This is a genomic window from Sphingobacteriales bacterium (assembly GCA_012517435.1).
GTDB lineage: Bacteria > Bacteroidota > Bacteroidia > CAILMK01 > JAAYUY01 > JAAYUY01.
In genome coordinates, this window is the sequence record JAAYUY010000063.1 from 1 (window position 1) to 19206 (window position 19206).

Genomic DNA, 19206 nt, shown 5'->3' on the forward strand with positions numbered 1-19206 from the left:
AGATTAACAGTTTTCAAGACTGCTGTCCCGAAATTCGGGAACCACTCTGCCATCTCTCCAAAAAATAAAGAACTGAAGAACAGAGATTAACAGTTTTCAAGACTGCCGTCCCGAAATTCGGGAACCACTCTGCCATCTCTCCAAAAAATAAAGAACTGAAGAACAGAGATTAACAGTTTTCAAGACTGCTGTCCCGAAATTCGGGAACCACTCTGCCATCTCTCCAGACGTTTAAAAGAACATTTAATCCTGCATTTTAATGCGCCACAAAAATAATTATCAATTTGAAATACTGAAAAGAGATTTTTTTTAAGGATTAAAAGTAAGTTACCTTTTGCTTTGATATTCAAAAAATATTGTCATTACTGATGTTTTGTGTTGAAAAGTGCTTATATTAGCAGGTTCAAATTAATTGACACAGGCGTATGAAAAAAACATATTTACCCATGAAAAACTTAATACTGGCAATAATTTTCATCCTGTTTTCCGGTGTAAGCCTGCAGGCGCAGGTAACAATTTATACGGAGAACTTTGAGAATGGCGGGAATATGCCGACCGGATGGACACAGGAATATGTCCTCGATACCCTCAACTGGGTATTTACCAGCGGAGGATATAATGGTAATCCATCTACGGCACATGGCGGCTCTTTCAACGGCTTGCTTTTTTATGCAGGTAGTTCGAAGAAGACCAAACTTGTTTCACCCCAGCTTAACCTGAGTTATTATTCCAATATTTCGCTGAAGTTCTGGCATTGCCAGAAGGAATATTCAGGCGACCAGGATATTCTGCGTGTTTATTACAAAACTTCAGCCTCCGGTTCATGGACACTGCTGCAAACCTATTCCAATAATATATCCACATGGACGCAGCAAACCATTTCGCTCCCCAATCCAAGCAGCACCTATTACATTGCTTTTGAAGGAGAAGCCAAATATGGCTATGGTATTTGTGTGGATGATGTACTCATCAGCGGTAATGTTACCAGTGGTACGGATATTTCCTGCATCGGAATAAATGCACCTGTCATTTGGAATGTAGGGAGTAATACTTTGAAAATCAATTATAAGAATATGCGTTCAGACACCATTAAGAACGCAGATTTCGGGTATAAAATAGATAACGGAACACCTGTAAATGATACCAATAAAAGCACGGGCAACCTGCTGGCCAATCAGACAGGAGTTTATACTTTCTCAAGTGCAGTCAGTGTTACAAAAGGGAACCATACCATAAAGGTATGGGCACGTAAGCCAAACCGAAAAAACCCTGATGATGACCCTTCCAATGATACCTTTTCAACAAGTTTTGGCACCGGTATTAAAGATACTTTTATCATTGACAAAAAGGGTGGTGGAGATTATACAAGCTTCGGAGCGGCTGTAGCCGATTTGAACAATGGAGTGGCTGGTAAAGTGGTGTTTATTGTCAAGCCCGGAACCTATACAGAACGGGTCATCATTGGTGATATTCCCGGTGTCAGTTCAACGAATACTGTTCTTTTTTACAGTCAGTATCCGGACAGTGTGATACTAACTTATGCCAGCACTTCTCAAAGTACAAGGGCAACGCTGGTATTAAAAGGGGCGGATTATGTAACTTTTAAGAATATCAACATCTATAATACGGGAAATACTTACGGGGTCTGCGTTTTATTCAGAAACCAGTCGAACTACAATAAATTTGAAAACTGTAAATTTTATCTCTCAAGCAGTACCACCAGCCAGTATTCTCAGATTATCCTTGGCTCAAGTGATGAATCATCACTCGGAACGAGTGGTGATAACGGGAACAACAATACTTTCCAGAGCTGTCTGTTTTCAGGAGGATATTACGGTGTATGCTGGTATGGAACCAATACTGCACAACCAGCCATTAATAACGCTTTTAAAGGCTGTACTTTCTCATATCAGTATGCTTATGGCATTTATCTGTATTATCAACAGGGGTTTGAATTGTCATACAGTAGCCTTAAGAGTTTCAGGTATGCTTCTTCTTATGCTGTAATATCTTATTATTCCTGTGGCGGAAAATTCGATGCAAACGTTATTCAGCCGGGTATATATGGTATTTACCTTTATCTTGAAAATTATTATAACCAGACCAAAACTACTCAGATCACCAACAATATGATCAGTAATTTTTCAAATACCCAGAATCAGGTGGGTATTTATGCCTATTATTACTGCTACAATCTGAATATTTACCACAATTCAATATGGGTGGATGGTTCTGCCAATCTTTATACCTATGCATGCATCAATATGTTTTATTACGCCAATAATTCCGTGATAAAAAATAATCTGCTGGCCGCAACCAATGCCAATTATCTGCTTACGCTGACTTATGCCAATACGGTTACCATCGATTACAACGATTATTATGTGGGCAACAGTTCATCCTCCAAATTCTCACTGAATTATTCGACCATGAATTTCAGCTCATTCAAGGCAAGCTCATCCTATATCAATTATCCGCACGATCAAAATTCCTTCGACAATATTGATCCGAAGTTTGTTTCAAAAACCAATCTTCATCTGGATACGCTTAATACTCCCAGCCTGATGGCTCCTGGTGTCGGTTTATCACGGGATATTGACAATGAAGTCCGCAGTACAACGCTTGGCGTAAATCTGGGTGCTGACGAAATCCGCCATCCGAGCCGCGACCTGGATATCGTCAGTATTGATTCTCCAACAGTTCTGAAAATGGGATACAATACGGTTTCAGTAACGTTAAGAAACTCAGGAACAGACTCTATTCCGGTTCAGAAAATATATTTATCCTACAATATCAACGGAGGTACATGGGTGAGTGATTCCTTCACCTTGTCTCAGAAACTGGCACCTTTTGCCACCATTAAGTTTTCTTTTAATACAAAATGGAATGTTACTTCTTCATCCAACCATGTTTTATGTGTCCGTATCTATCCGAAAATCATCAACGACCCGGACAATGAAGACAAGATATGTGAGACTAAATGTGTTGGCAAAAGCGGAGTGTATTATATAGATGCCAGTGGAAAAGGTGATTTTACGACCTTTAATGCAGCGTTGAATTCCATACAGACCTGCGGCCTTGCAGGGCCTATCAAATTTATCGTTAAAGCCGGAACTTATGTGGAAAGGGTAGTCGTCAACCCGATTATCGGGGCATCATCTGCAAATACTGTTACTTTTGAGGGGGTTCACCGCGACAGTGTCGTACTGATTTATTCAGGTGGTTCTTCCGACAGGGCTACACTCGTTCTGAATGGTGCCGATTTTATCATTTTCAGAAATATGAAGATTATCAACAACGGGAATACCTACGGGACATCAGTTGTTTTCAAATCTGAAGCCGACTCAAATCTCATTGAAAACTGTGTGCTTCAGGTCAGTTCAACCGTTTCTACTGCTATTATTTGCGTGATGTTTTCCGGCTCAGAAACAAGTTATAGCTCTTACGGTAATAACGGTAATTATAATGTACTGAAAGACAACCTGATATTGAACGGATATTTTGGTGTGGTACTGAATGGCTTAAGCAAAGACGTTGTTATTAAAGGAAACAGTTTTATCAATAATCAGTTTTCAGGACAATATTACATGGGTGTTTATGCCTATTATATCGGGAATCATTTGTTTAAAGGAAATAAATTTTCCAATTTTTCTTATGGTTTTGCCTATGGGATGTATATCTACTATTCGACAGGAAACAGAATTGAAGACAATATTATTCAGCCCGGTTATGCAGGTATTTTACTTTACCGTGAAAATGATGTTTTCAGAAACAACAAAACCTACATCATCAACAACATGATTTCGAATTTCGCCAATTCGGCCTATCACATGGGTATTTATGGCTATTACTATTCACAGAATATCAGGATTTACCACAACAGTATCTGGAATTCAAGTGCTACAACATCAACCTCATATGCCTGCATTTATTTATATCTCTGCGACAGTGCCATTATTAAGAACAATCTTTTTAAAGCAACCAATAATGCCTGTCTGGTTTCATTCAACTCATGTTACGGAATTGAGAGTAATTACAATAATTACAGTTATCCGACAGGAACCAGTAATACCATATTTTACAACAATGCTTCATATACGACATTTTCTGCTTTCAAGTCATCTTCAGGGTGTTTAAAAACTCCTCATGATCAAAATTCTTATGATAACAAAGACCCGGATTTTATTTCAAATACAGACCTTCATCTGAAACCCACCTCAGCAGGTCTGGGAGGGGCAACAGGATTGGGCGTAGTGTATGATATTGACGGGGATTACCGTTGCCAGACTTATCCTTCACTCGGAGCTGACGAAGGCGGGGCAAAAGCCCTGTTTACCGTCAACGATAGTATCCAGTGCTTTGATGGTCATAAGTTTATTTTTACCAATCAATCTCAGGGTGGCTCTGCAACCTTGTCTTACAAGTGGGATTTCGGTGACGGATCAACCTCAACCGCAGCCAATCCTCAGAAAACCTATGTTTCAACGGGTACTTATACAGTAAAACTGATTGTGTATCCCAGTGTTGGTTGCAATGATACCTTCCAGATGACAGTCAAAATAAATCCTTCTGCAAATGCCTCATTTACAGTTAATAATGTTGCTCAATGCCTCAATTCCAATTATTTTACCTTTACGAATACTTCTACCATCAGTTCGGGAAGCATGACCTATAGCTGGGATTTCGGAGATGGTTATTTTGCCGGAGTTACCAATGCTTCCCATGTGTACGACAACAGCGGTTCATTCAATGTCAGACTGATTGCTACTTCCAATCTCGGGTGTAAGGATACTTCTGAAAAAACTGTAACCGTATATCCCAAGCCTGTTGCTGACTTTACCATCAACAGTGCTACTCAATGCAGTCAGGGGAACAATTTTGTCTTTACCAATCAGTCGAGCATATCTTCCGGAACACTGTCCTATTTATGGAATTTCGGAGATGGAACTACTTCCACTCAGACAAGTCCGTCCCATTCATATTCAAGCAGTAACATTTTCAGTGTAAAACTTATTGCTACCTCCAATTTTGGTTGTAAAGATTCCATCACCAAAACCACAAAAGTAGATCCTACACCCACAGCCGGATTTACTGTGAATGATACTTCACAATGTCTGAATCAAAACAGTTTTGTGTTTACTAATACGACTACTGTCAGTGGTGGTTCTGTCAGTTATTTATGGTATTTTGGCGACAATACCACATCGACATCCACAAGCCCTACCCATGTTTATTCTGCTGCCGGAACGTATCAGGTAAAACTTGTTGCCGGTACCACACAGGGCTGTAAAGACTCTGTTACCCGAACCGTTGTTGTTCATCCTTCGCTGATTGCCGGTTTTTCTGTCAATAATTCCAATCAATGCTATACCGGTAATTATTTTAGTTTTACCAATTCCTCCACCACCACAACAGGAACTACGTCCTATTACTGGTCTTTCGGTGACGGAGATTCGGCTTTTACCACCCATGCCAGCCATCATTATCTGGATATAGGTACCTTTAACGTTGAATTGCTGGCCTCTTCGACAAATGGCTGCTCAGATTCCATAACGAAGCAGGTTACAGTCAAAAACATGCCGCTGATTGAGAAAGATACGATTCTGAATAATTTACTTAGTAACGGTATTCTGGCCTACTATCCGCTGAACGGAAATGCACAGGATATGAGCGGAAACGACAACCATGCAACCGCTTACAATACTTCACTGACCACAAACAAATGCAATCAGAACGACAGTGCATTTTATTTTAACGGCACTTCCGCTTACCTGCAGGCACCACATGCAGTCCTGCTGACTCCCTCTGTTGAATTTTCATTTTCAGCCTGGATTTATCCGACAAAATCCGCTACCTCCCAGTATCTGATTTACAAATATAATCCTTCGCAATACAAAGGGTATCAGGTCAGGTTGTACAACAATAAAGTGGGTGTATTGCTGGGAGGACAGGTCAATCCGTTTTATTCGGATTCAACTGTGAAAATAAATCAATGGAATCATGTAGTGGTTACCTTTGATGGGGAAAATTACCGTTTTTACCTCAACAATCAGCCGGCTGGAAGTGGCACGGCTGCATTTAATTACCTCGCTACCACACCATTATACATCGGCAGGCAGTCAGGAGGAAATTATTATGAAGGAAAAATGGATGAAATACGGATTTTTGAGAAAAAATTAAGCAATTATGAGATTAGTGCCCTGTATTATCAAAGTCCGTATATCAAAGTCAGTGGAAATAATGTTTGCAGCGGAAATCAGGCAACTGTATATATCTATAATTCTCAGCCGGGTGTGGAATACTCCCTCTGGGATACCATTACCAATAGCATGCTGGGAAGTAAAACAGACGGAAACGGTTGTAAAATTACCCTCAGCACAGGCGGAATAACTTCTAACAAAGTAGTCAGAATCAAGGCTTTGGATAAAAATACGAATTGCTATACCTATTTTGATACCCTCATCAATATTAACGTGGCATCCAATCCGGTTGCTGGATTCTCGGTCAATGATGAAACGCAATGCCAGACCGGGAATAATTTTATATTTACCAACACTTCCAGCATTTCATCCGGAACAATGACCTATCTCTGGAAATTCGGGGACAACACCACCTCCACACAGGCCAGTCCATCTCACTCCTTCAGTAATTATGGCACCTATTCTGCAAAACTGATTGCCACATCCAACTATGGCTGTAAAGATTCAACGAGTAAAACACTTGAGGTTTATGCAATGCCTGTTGCAGGATTTAATGTAAACTCAACTTCGCAATGCGAAAACGGAAACAGCTTCAGCTTTACCAATACTTCTACCATTGCTTCAGGCACCATCACCTATCTGTGGCGTTTCGGAGACGGAACCACTTCCACCACGACCAATCCGGTTAAATCCTATGCCAGTCCGGGGACTTATACGGTCTGGCTGGTGGTCAGTTCAGGCAACAACTGTAAGGACTCAGTTTCCAAAACACTGACCATATATCCGTCTCCGGTAGCCGGATTTAATGTGGATAAAACTTCAGACTGTCAGGCAGGGAACAGTTTTTCATTTACCAATACATCAACTATTTCATCAGGAACCATAAGCTATCTGTGGAGGTTCGGAGATGGTACCACGTCAACGGCTACCCATCCGGTTAAAACCTATTCATCCCCGGGTACTTTTACCATCTGGCTGATTGTTTCCTCCAACAATGGCTGTAAAGATTCAGTATCAAAGAATATAACAGTTTACCCGTCTCCTGTTGCCGGTTTCAATGTGGATAAAACTTCTTCCTGTCAGGCAGGGAACAGTTTTTCATTCACGAATACCTCGGCTATTTCATCCGGAACCATGAACTACCTGTGGCGTTTCGGAGACGGAACCACTTCCACCGCGACCAATCCGGTTAAATCATATTCCGGTCCGGGGACTTATACGGTCTGGCTGGTGGTCAGTTCAGGCAACAACTGCAAAGACTCAGTTTCCAAAACACTGACCATATATCCGTCCCCGGTAGCCGGATTCAATGTCAGTCCTTCTCAGATGTGTCAGAACAATAATATTTTCACTTTCACCAATACCTCAACCATCAGCTCCGGAACCATGAGCTATCTGTGGAAATTCGGAGACAATACCACCTCAACTGTCCAGCATCCCACTCATTCCTATTCATCATCCGGAATCTTTGATGTTGTTCTGATAGTTACCTCCGGCAATGGCTGCAAGGATTCAGTTACCAAAACAATTACCGTTCATCCAAAACCCGTTGCTTCCTTTATTGTTCCCGACAGCTCACAATGTTTTGATGGAAATGGATTTGCCTTTGTCAATAAATCGACTATTGCCTCCGGAACCATGACTTATCTTTGGGATTTCGGAGATGGCAATTCCTCCACTGCTATCAACCCTGTTCATTCCTACAGCTATGCCGATACCTTTATGGTCAAGCTGGTAGTTACCTCCGACAAGGGATGTAAGGATTCCACCATTCGCCAGGCTCTGATTCATGTCAACCCCATGCCGCATGCTTCCTTTATTGTCAATGATTCTGACCAGTGTCTGACAGGAAATCTGTTTAGTTTTACTGATAAAACAACGATTTCGGGCGGAAACTTTACACGTACCTGGCGCTTTGGCGACAATACGACTGCTACCATTGCCAATCCTTCTCATTCCTTTTCACAGGCAGATACCTTTTACACCGAACTGGTGGTTGTTTCAGACAAAGGCTGCAGGGATTCAGTTGCCAGGCTGATGATTGTATTTCCGCATCCTGATGTTGCCTTTTCCATCAACGATACGGCTCAATGCCTGTCGGGCAACAGCTTTGTATTTTCCAACAACACCACTTTGCCCTACGGAACATTCAACTCTTACTGGACATTCGGCAACGGAGCTTCCTCCGTTTCCACTCATCCTACTTATAGTTATTCTGGTTCAGGAACATACGATGTTAAACTTGTAGCCACTTCTTCTTTCGGATGTAAGGACTCAGCCAGCCGGAGTGTGGTGGTTTATCCGCTTCCATCGGCTTCTTTCAGCGTAAACGATTCCACTCAATGTCTGGATGGGAACAGTTTTGTCTTTACGGATCAATCCACATCTTCCTCAATGGCTGATTATAACTGGTATTTTGGTGACGGTTCACAATCGACAGCAAAGAATCCTTCTCATCAGTACACCACTTCCGGGACTTATCAGGTAAAGCTGGTACTGAGCATTGAAAATACCTGCAACGACAGCTTTGTCCGCAATGTTTATGTATATCCGGAACCTGTGGCCTCGTTTACTGTAAACAACGATACGCAATGTTTCAATACAAATAATTTCGTATTTGGGAATACATCTTCCATCAGTTCCGGTACGCTCAGCTATGCATGGAATTTCGGTGATGCAGGGACTTCAAATGCCACCAGCCCCAGCCATACCTATACCGGTCATGGCAATTATACGGTAAGCCTTATTGCTGTTTCTGACAAAGGTTGTGACGATACTACCCAGACAGTGGTAACCATTCATCCTTCACCCAATCCTGCATTCAGCATCAATGATGATGATCAGTGCCTGAATGGAAATTCATTCAGCTTTACCAACAATTCAGCCATTGCCTCAGGAACGCTCTCTTATTCATGGAGTTTTGGAGATGGACAGACCTCCACCTCGGCAAGTCCGTCACACAGTTATACTTCTCCGGGTACCTACCAGGTCAGGCTGATGGCTGTCAGCAATCAGAACTGCAGCGACTCTCTCGTGAAAACCGTTACCGTGAGACCGGATCCGGATGCCCTGTTTACGGTGAATGATACCGACCAGTGCAGGCAGGGAAATGAATTTATTTTCACCAACCAATCCTCCATTTCCGGTGGTTCTTTCAGCAATTACTGGACATTTGGCGATAATACCTCATCGACAGCAACAAATCCTTCACATAGCTATACAAGTGCCGGTACCTATTCTGTCAAGCTGGCGGTTACCTCCGGATATGGCTGTAAAGATTCCATGTTAAAATCAGTCATTGTATATCCCATGCCTGTAGTTGATTTCAGCATTAATGACACTACACAATGCCTGAGCGGTAATCAGTTTAATTTTACTAACAACTCTTCAGTCAGTTCAGGAAGTTTAAGCTATCTCTGGAATTTTGGCGACAACACCACAAGTTCACAGCAGAATCCTTCTCATTCCTATTCATCACCCGGAACTTATCAGGTTAAACTAGTGGTCATCACGGATAAAGGATGTAAAGATTCTCTGACCAAAACAGTAGTCGTCTATCCGGTGCCTTCGGTAGCTTTCAGTGTCAATGATTCCGATCAATGTTTTAATGGTAACTCATTCAGCTTTACCAATCAGAGCAGCATCAGCAGCGGAACCTTAAGCTATTTCTGGCAGTTTGGCGACAATAACTCTTCATCACAGACAAGCCCGGTACACACTTATTCAGCAGCAGGTTCATTTTCAGTGAAGCTTATTGCACAGTCGGGCGATGGATGTCAGGATTCTGCCTCAAAAATCATTACTGTTTATCCATCTCCGCTTGCCGGATTCTCAGTTAACAACAGCAGTCAGTGCCACACAGGCAATAGTTTCTCCTTTACCAACACCTCCTCCATCAGCTCAGGAACCATGAATTATTTTTGGAGCTTTGGAGATGACTCAACTTCAACCTCTCAAAACCCCGTTCATTCCTATCTGAATCCGGGAACATACTCAGTAAAACTGGTAGTTACCTCAGGATATGGCTGTAAAGATTCAACCACTGCAAGTATCAGCGTTAACCCAATGCCAAAGGTGGACTTCAGCGTCAACGATTCAACGCAGTGCCTTGACGGAAACAGTTTTTCCTTTACAAATGCTTCGTCAGTATCTTCAGGAAACATCAGCAGTCTGTGGAGTTTTGGCGATAATACTACCTCAGTTCAGACCCATCCGTCTCATACCTTCACAACTTCAGGAAGTTTTTCCGTAAAACTGATAGTAACGACCGACAAAGGCTGCAAGGATTCAGCCTCTGCTCAGATGACCGTTTATCCGGAACCTGTTGCTTCATTTACCATCAATAATGATACACAATGCTTTAAAGGAAATACATTTGTGCTGACCAATACTTCATCCATCTCATCCGGGAACCTGAATTACCAGTGGTCGTTCGGAGATGGAAATGGCACAAATACCACAAATGCTTCGATATCATACACCACTTATGGGAATTTCAACATAAAACTGCTGGTTACCTCTGATCAAGGTTGTGTGGATTCAGTAATAAAACCGGTCAGGGTAGAGCCCAGCCCGGTTGTTGCATTTGCTGTTAACGACACGGATCAATGTAAAAACGGCAATAACTTTTACTTTACAAACAATTCGACACTTGCAGCAGGTACGATAAGCTATCTCTGGAATTTCGGAGACGGTAATACCTCTTCGGCACAACATCCTTCTCATGCTTATTCAAATGCAGGGACTTATAGTGTGAAACTCATTGCAACAAGTGATAAAAGCTGTGCTGACAGTGTATCAAAAACCATAACGGTTTATCCTTCTGCCAATGTTGGATTTTCGGTGAACGATACCGACCAGTGCAGCAGGCAGAATTCCTTTATCTTTACCAATTCTACAACAGTCAGTTCGGGGACATTAACCTATCTGTGGACTTTCGGAGACGGAAATTCATCTTCCAGCCAGCACGATACACATTCCTACATAATGCCCGGCACCTATCAGACAAAACTGATGGCTGTTACCGACAAAGGCTGTAGAGACTCAGCCATGAAGCAGATATATGTTTACCCGACACCTCAACCTGCTTTTACCGTCAATGATACAGACCAATGCCTGACTGGAAACAGTTTCTCAATGACCAACAATTCGGCAATATCCTCAGGAACAATGAGTTATTTGTGGAATTTTGGTGACAACACACAGTCGTCACAGCAACACCCGGTTCATACGTATGCAGGTTCAGGCAGTTATCAGATAAAACTGCTGGTAACAAGCGATAAAAACTGTGTTGACAGTTCAGCACGACAGGTCTATGTCTATCCTTCACCACAGATTTCAGTCAGTGTGAACGACAGTACCCAGTGCCTGAAACAGAACAAATTCGTTTTCAGCAATTCCACAAGCATCAGTTCCGGTTCACTGGCCTATCTGTGGAAATTCGGGGATGGCGACACCTCCACTTCCTCAGCCCCGCAGCATATTTATGCCTCTGCTGGAAATTATATCGTCAGAATGTATGTCAACTCTGATAAAGGCTGCAGCGATTCGGTGCTGATGAATGTATATGTATTGCCGGATCCCACTGCAGGTTTTACCGTCAACGACACTGACCAGTGCCTGAAAGGGAACAGTTTTGTCTTTACTGATAAATCCACAGTTTCGTCAGACACACTGAGCTATTACTGGACTTTTGGCAATGGCAGCTATTCCACCGCACAGAATCCGCAAAACTCCTATACTTCTGATGATACATTTCTGGTAAAACTGGTCGTAACGGCCTCTTCAGGATGTTCCGACAGCCTTACCCTTCCGGTTTATGTTTATCCCTCACCTGTTGCTGACTTTACCGTCAACGACAGCATACAATGTTTCGGTACCAACAATCTTAAACCTGTCAATAGCTCATCTGTCTCTTCCGGTACCCTGACTTATCTGTGGGATTTCGGAGATGGCACTACCTCATCGTTGAAAGATCCCGTTCACAGCTATACTCAGTCGGGGAATTACACGCTGAAGCTATTGACCATCAGTGATAAAGGATGTTCGGACAGTATGACCAAAAACATTGTTGTCAAACCCGGGCCCAAAGCAGGATTCACCGTGAACGATACCGACCTCTGTCTGAAGAACAATCTTTTCAGTTTTACCAATACCTCATCTTCTGGCGGAACCAATCCCAAATACTTCTGGCAGTTTGGAGACGGGGACACTTCCACACTGACCAATCCAAATCATACCTATCAGAATTACGGCACATTCAACGTAAAACTGCTTGTTGTTCCTGATTCCGGTTGTACGGATACTTTCTCACGGACTATATATGTTTATCCTCAGCCGAAGGCAGCATTTACGGTCAATGATTCGGATCAGTGTCTGACAGGCAACCGCTTTATCTTTACCAACAGCAGTTCAATTCCTTCAGGGACCATAAGTTATAACTGGAATTTCGGAGACGGAGGCAGTTCTCTGTTACAGAACCCACAGTACATTTATTCAAAATCCGGCAATTACAGTGTCAGACTTACTGTTGTTTCAGATAAGGGATGCCGCGACTCTGTTTTACGGGTGATGATTGTTGACCCAAGTCCGGTCGTCAGCTTTAGCGTGAATGATACCACCCAATGTAAGTCCGGTAATTACTTTACATTTACAGACCTGACAGCCGGTTCAGGCAATACCAGAAAATGGTATTTCGGGGATGGAGGCACATCTGTTTCAGGCCCTGCCGTCAATCATTCGTATGCAAATGATGGGACCTACAACGTAAAACTGGTGGTTACCAGTTCAAAAGGATGTAAAGATTCGCTGACCGGTAAGGTTTATGTCTATCCGCAACCGGTGGCTGGTTTTAACATCACCAACAGCAACCCCTGTCAGAATGATAATAATGTATTGTTTACCAATACTTCTACGATAAAATCAGGAACACTTACCTATCTCTGGAATTTTGGAGACGGTGGAAATTCAGGACTGAAAGACCCGCAACATCATTACCTCACTTCAAAAACATTTGATGTGAAACTGGTGGTAACATCCAATATGGGTTGCAAGGATTCAGTGGTCAAACAGGTGGTCATCAATCCTTCGCCTGTTGCTGCTTTCAATATCAACAAAAATCCGCAATGCTTTAAAAACAATCATTTTGTTTTCCTGAATCAGTCAACTGTCAGCAGTGGAACCATGAGTTATTTGTGGGATTTCGGAGACATTCACAAATCTACTGACACCAATAGCAGCCATATTTACCTGACTTACGGGAGCTTTAATGCCAAGCTTGTGGTAACTACCGACAAAGGATGTAAAGACTCCATTGTCAGGCAAACAACGGTTTATCCTTCCCCGTCAGCCACTTTTGATGTCGATAATCCTTCACAGTGTTTCTTTCTCAATAGCTTTAAATTTACCAATAAATCCACCATCGGCTCAGGCACAATGAGCTATTACTGGAATCTGGGAGATGGTACCACATCAAATGCCGCTGATACCATCAGACACAGCTACAAAACCATCGATACCTTTCAGGTGATGCTGGTAGCCAATTCCGATAAGGCTTGTCCCGATACCTTTTATAAAGATGTCTATCTGCGTCCGAGTCCGCCTTATTCGCTGGGGCCCGACAGGTTTACCAAACCCGGCCTGATTTATACCCTTGATGCGGGCCCGGGCTATGTGGCCTATCAGTGGTTTGATGGAACAAAAACAAGGCTGATTAACATCAATACGCAGGACCTTGGCAAAGGCGACCATCTGGTTTGGGTTATTGTAACTGATGCTTCGGGCTGCAAAAATTCCGACACCATCTGGTTGCATGTGTGGCCTTCCGGAATCAGGGAAAATGGTTTAATCAGCTATAAGATTTATCCCAATCCGGCACGTGACCAGGTAAATATTGATATTGACGGCTTAAATGATGATCTGGTTAATATCAGCATTACAGACGTTAACGGAAAAGAAACTGATAATATCAGCCTGAATTCCTATTCCGGTCAGTTGCGGCATGAAGTTGATGTAAACCATTATGCAAAGGGAATTTATTTCATCAAAATCAATGTCGGGAAGAACTGGTTTATCGAAAAACTGGTGATTTATTAAACTGAGTCTTTTCCGCAGACATATTTTTTGATTGGTACCGATGTTAAATTTGGCGTGATGGACTTGCTGAGAGATTAGTTTTTATCTTCGCAGAAAAATTTTTAATCGTTTCTGAAAACCATGCCAGTTCCGTACCTGCTTGTTTCTGATGAAAAAGGGAATATTTTTGAATTAAAGGAATACGAAGTAACCGGAAGGGCAGGTTATGGTGTCAGCCGTCTTGATGAAAGTGATTTTATTGAATTACCACATGGGAGCGAGTTGTTTTACCTGCCGGGGAGAAATCCGGTTGGTTTCCATCGAAAAAAGCAGTGTTTTGAGGTAGTGGAAAATCAGCTTGCAGTGGCAGCTTTTGTGGCTCCTGCCTATACACAAACATGGCTGGCAGCCTATGAAAAACAGGATGATGCCTGTCTGCTGCCTCTCTATGCATATTCTGCCGTGGGATGGTACAAAGGGAAATATTACACCACAGCCCTGCGTGTGGATAAAGAAAAAAGGCAGGACCCTGCATGTTTTGATATTCATGAAGTGGAAAAAAAAGTCATTGAGTTCAGGAAAAAATATCCCCGGAACAGGCTGGTGGAACATCTGGCGGAGAATTGTGCCCTGAACTATCATTGCCGTGCTGCTCAAAACTATTTTTTAGGCAGGTGGGAATGTCCGCTGCCCACAGCAAGGGTTTGCAATGCTTCCTGCCTTGGGTGCCTGTCGTTTCAGCCTGAAGAGAATAATATCAATCCCGCTCAGTACAGGCTGGGTTTTAAGCCGACAGTGGAGGAAATTGTGGAAGTGGCCACCGGACACCTGGAAACTGTGGAAAATCCGGTAGTCAGTTTCGGACAGGGTTGCGAAGGTGAGCCCTTGCTGGAAGGGGAACTTATCGAAAATGCCATTGCTGAAATCCGTAAAAAGACCAAAAAAGGTGTTATCAACCTGAATACCAATGCAGGAAAGCCTGAGGTACTTGAAAAACTTTGCCGGGCAGGCCTCCAAAGTATCCGCATCAGCCTCAACAGTGCGATTGAGGATTGGTATATCCGTTATTTCAACCCACGAAACTATGGTTTTCAGGATGTTCTCGACAGTTTCAGAGTTGCCAGCGACTATCATCTCTGGATATCAGTCAATTATTTTGTATTTCCCGGGCTGACTGATTCCTGTCCTGAATATGAAGCCTTTACCACATTACTTAACCGCTTTCAGATCAATATGATACAATGGCGAAATTTCAACATCGACCCTGACTGGTACCTTGAAAAAATCCAGCCCCCGGATGACATGAAATACTATGGCATTAAAAACCTGCTGAATATGATTCATGAAAAATATCCTTCCATCCGGTACGGATATTTTAATCCTTATTTTGAGGAGGGAGCGGTAACAGGGAAATTATACCAAAATAAGCGTTGACAATTTTCATTTTTCTTTTCTGTCTTTTAAGTGGTATGTTGGCTGAGGTGTGGTTTTTTTAGGAGTGGTGGAAACGGTTTGGCGCTTGGCGCAGTGGGGGACTTAGAAGCGCTAAACTGTCAATATGCACTAACGCTAAATAGAAGCACGAACTTTCAATTTTGCTCGTCACCCCCCATTGCGCCAAACGCATATTATAGGGCGTTTTTCTTCTCACCTTGTCCATATGTTCCAAGTTATGCAGTTAAGTATTCCGCCATTGTCAGCCACTTCGTTACTGTCAATAGTTGCTATTTGTTGTCCGCTAAAAAGTTGTTCAAATTGTCGAACAGCAATTTCATCTTCTTTAATGCCAAAAGTCGGAATGATTACGGTGTTTTGCATTTGTAAAAAGTTGATATAATCACCGTTTGCCTGTCCGTAAGTCTTGTTGCCGTATGGGTTGTAAGGAATTTCAATGTAGTCAAGTCCTGCGTTGTCCAAAGCAATTTTAAATGCTCTCTGAAATTCTGGCTTTTCTTTGGAATGGTCGTTAATTATTACTGTGTTATTGTCAAGGAAACGAACCATTCCGTCTGCGTGTCCTGTAAAGTCTTTTGGTTGTTGAGGCACAAAATAGAGTTTATCAACTTCAAAAAGCTCTCTAAGTTTGTCAGCAAGTTGTCGCCTTGAATAATGTGGATTTTCAATAAAAATCTTGTCGCACATTATAACTTTATCAATCGTCTTTGTTACGTTGCCTCCATCTAAAACAATGTCGGATTTTGTACGATTTAGTTTTATTGAATTGCAGATGCTGTCAACGTCCGAAATTGTCTTAATCCATTTCTGACTTTGCAAATAGTCAGGGTTGTAAACGAATTGAACAAACTTGTCAAGCGTAACTTGAACAGGCATATAATCAACAGCCCAAATATCTTTTGTGTCAGGCAATAGCTGAAAAGTAATGCCACACTTTTTTAATACCGCTTCAAACTCTGCAAAGAATTTTGGATGCTTTGTCGGTAAGCAGTCAGCAAGGTAAAGTGTATTGGTTTGGCTGTCAGGTATCATTTACGGATTTATGTTATAGCCCATTATTTCTTTGGCTTGTTCTTTTGAGATTTTATTGTCTGCCAAAAGTTGTCGAACAACCTTTTCTTTATCCTTGAATTTGTGTTGAAGATTAAGTTCAACTAAATACCGATATTTTTTCTCTGCATAATTTTCTGTGTCCTCTTTTTTCTTTGTCAATCCGATACGAACCACCTGGATTGGTTCGGTTTCTATTGTTTGAATTATTTCTTTGTTTAATTCTCTCAAACAAATACTCCCTTCGCCCGTCAAAATGTTGCCGATATTTGAGAAAATTTCTTTTAAAACATTTGATGGGCCGCTTATGTAACGTGGATTTTCTCCAAATTTCATAATTCCTCTAATTAAAAGTCCACCGTAAATTTTCTTTTCGTAGTCGCCAAATGTTATGTCTAAACCTGCTCCGTTAAAATACCAATTGCCTGCAAAAAGTTGTTCGGATGCACAATGAACGTAAGGGTCGGGGTGATTGTCTTTATCGTGGTAGTAAACTTCTAATTCTGTTATTCTGTATGGTTGGTCAGCAACAACTAAACACAAGTAATTCATTAAATAGTGTGTCAGTGCTGAAAACTTGTCGTCAAGTGTTTTAAATTCAAAGCCACCGTTTAAATCGTGCCAAAATTCAGCAAGTTGGCTTTGTTGAATTTCTTCGTCTTTTCCGTCAAGTTGAAAAGCAGAAATGTAGTGGTCGAGATATTTGATGCCTTTGGCATTCAAATATTCCAACATCTTCTTTTCTTCTTCTCCAAAGTTCTTTGTCAATGCTACAATGCCCAATAAGTTTAATGTCTTTGGGTCGTCTGCTAAACGCAAAGCTTCTAAAACTGCTAAAGGGTGGTCTCTTTTGGCAAGTAAAATTTCTTTGTAAACGAAGAGAGTATACAAGTGTGCAGTAATTCCAAACTCAGCCAATACTTGCTCAGGTTCTAATTTCTTTTCTATTGCTTCATCTAAAATTTGGGCTTCAGTCTTTGCCGGTGAAAGCAAATATTCTGTTGCAGCTTTTTTCAGATTGTTGATGATTGTATCAACTTCTTTGTCTGTTGGTAATGATTTAACGAATAATATTTTCCCAAAAGTGTCACTGTCGGGCAAACCGAAACTTGCCAAAACCTTTGCTCGGATATGAAAATATTCTTCAAACAGTTCTCCATTTTCTTCGGGTCCACCGCTGTTGTCAATGTGAAGTTGAATTTTTGCTAAACCTCTAATGGCGTTTTTTAGTTTGTCTTGTTGTTCCATTCTTGTTGTTTATTGTCAGCCGAAGCCGTTATCCTAAAATGCCCTATAACGTTTTGCCGCTTGCCGCAGTGGGGGATTTCGAAGCACTTCACTGTCAACCCAGAGCAAATGTTGGCAGAAGCGCTGCACTTGATTTAACCACGTCAGCCCCCATTGCGGCAAAAGGCTGTTATAGGCTGGCATTTTGTTAGTTTTAAGAAGGTTCACCATTTTAAAATATAGTTTTATAAATTTAGCATTATTTTAATTATTTATTCTAACCTAATTTTTTTTGTTTCATTCTATTTCTTATAGCTAGACCAATCAAAAAGAGTAAAGCGCCTATAACCAAAAACGATGATATATATCCTAATAGCGTTCCCCACTTAATTAAATAGAATAACCCTATGCAAATACCAATAAATACAATTACAAGAAAATTTATACCAACAAATGCAACAGCTTTATCTTCTTTTGGTCTATGTTTTCCTTTGTTTGACATTAAAAATATAACACCACCAATAATTAGTAGCAATGGGATAACAATTATTGCTAAAAATAAATATGTTAGTGTTGTGTTTTGTTGAAGCAAATAATAAACTCCCACACCTATTCCAATTAATGCTAATAAAAGTGATGCTGTGATAATTGCTGTAGTAATTTTATCCTTTTTTTTCTTTTTAGCGTCTTTTTCAATTTGTTCTATTTTGTCCTTTTCTCGTTTTTCTATTCTATTTTTATATTCTTCTTCGTTATCAACTATGAATTCATTTATCAATAGTCCATTTTCAAATACAAGAATTAAATCTCTTTCATATAAAGATGCATATCCCATATGTACATAGTCCAGCAGTTCTCCTTGTGGTATTCTTATTTTCCCACTAAACCAATCTGCAAAAACCTTGTTTTGACCCGGAAAAAGATAGTTTAAACCTACTTCCCTATACCCTTCAAGGTAAGCTTTAAGTCCAACTAAATAAAGTTTGTTGTCATATATTTCCCATTTTCCAAAATATCCACGCCAACAAGCTGTAGATGGTGAAATGAATTTAATATCATCTCTTTTTTTCAAATATTGATTTAATGGTTCTGCTGCCATCCAAGTTTCTTCACCTTTGTATAATAGTCTTTCTCCTGCTTGTGCTGTCATAGATTCTTTGTTTTATTTTGTTGAAGTTCATTTTTACGCTTGCCTATAACG

5 protein-coding genes are annotated in these 19206 nt (G+C 41.2%); 2 read left to right on the forward strand and 3 right to left on the reverse strand.

All coding sequences use genetic code 11. The features are described from left to right. Nucleotides 1-446: 446 nt before the first annotated feature. The gene (locus GX437_03685; protein NLJ06754.1) at nt 447-14294 is read left to right on the forward strand and encodes a PKD domain-containing protein; all 13848 of its coding nucleotides are present in this window, start codon (nt 447-449) and stop codon (nt 14292-14294) included. Nucleotides 14295-14414: 120 nt separating this feature from the next. Then, nucleotides 14415-15707 carry a radical SAM protein gene (locus GX437_03690; protein NLJ06755.1) on the forward strand — a complete coding sequence of 431 codons (1293 nt, stop codon included), beginning with the start codon at nt 14415-14417 and terminating at the stop codon, nt 15705-15707. Between the two features lie 213 nt (nt 15708-15920). Here the strand turns inward: GX437_03690 and GX437_03695 are convergent, their stop codons facing one another. The 3 genes from GX437_03695 to GX437_03705 form a co-directional block, all read right to left on the reverse strand. Then, on the reverse strand, nt 15921-16760 hold the full coding sequence (locus GX437_03695) for an agmatine deiminase family protein (protein ID NLJ06756.1): 840 nt from the start codon (nt 16758-16760) through the stop codon (nt 15921-15923). Beyond that, entirely contained in the window at nt 16761-18026 is a 1266-nt protein-coding gene (locus GX437_03700) for a hypothetical protein (GenBank protein ID NLJ06757.1), read from the reverse strand. It lies immediately after the preceding gene. 256 nt (nt 18027-18282) lie between these two features. Continuing rightward, entirely contained in the window at nt 18283-19155 is an 873-nt protein-coding gene (locus tag GX437_03705) for a hypothetical protein (GenBank protein NLJ06758.1), read from the reverse strand. Nucleotides 19156-19206 lie beyond the last annotated feature (51 nt).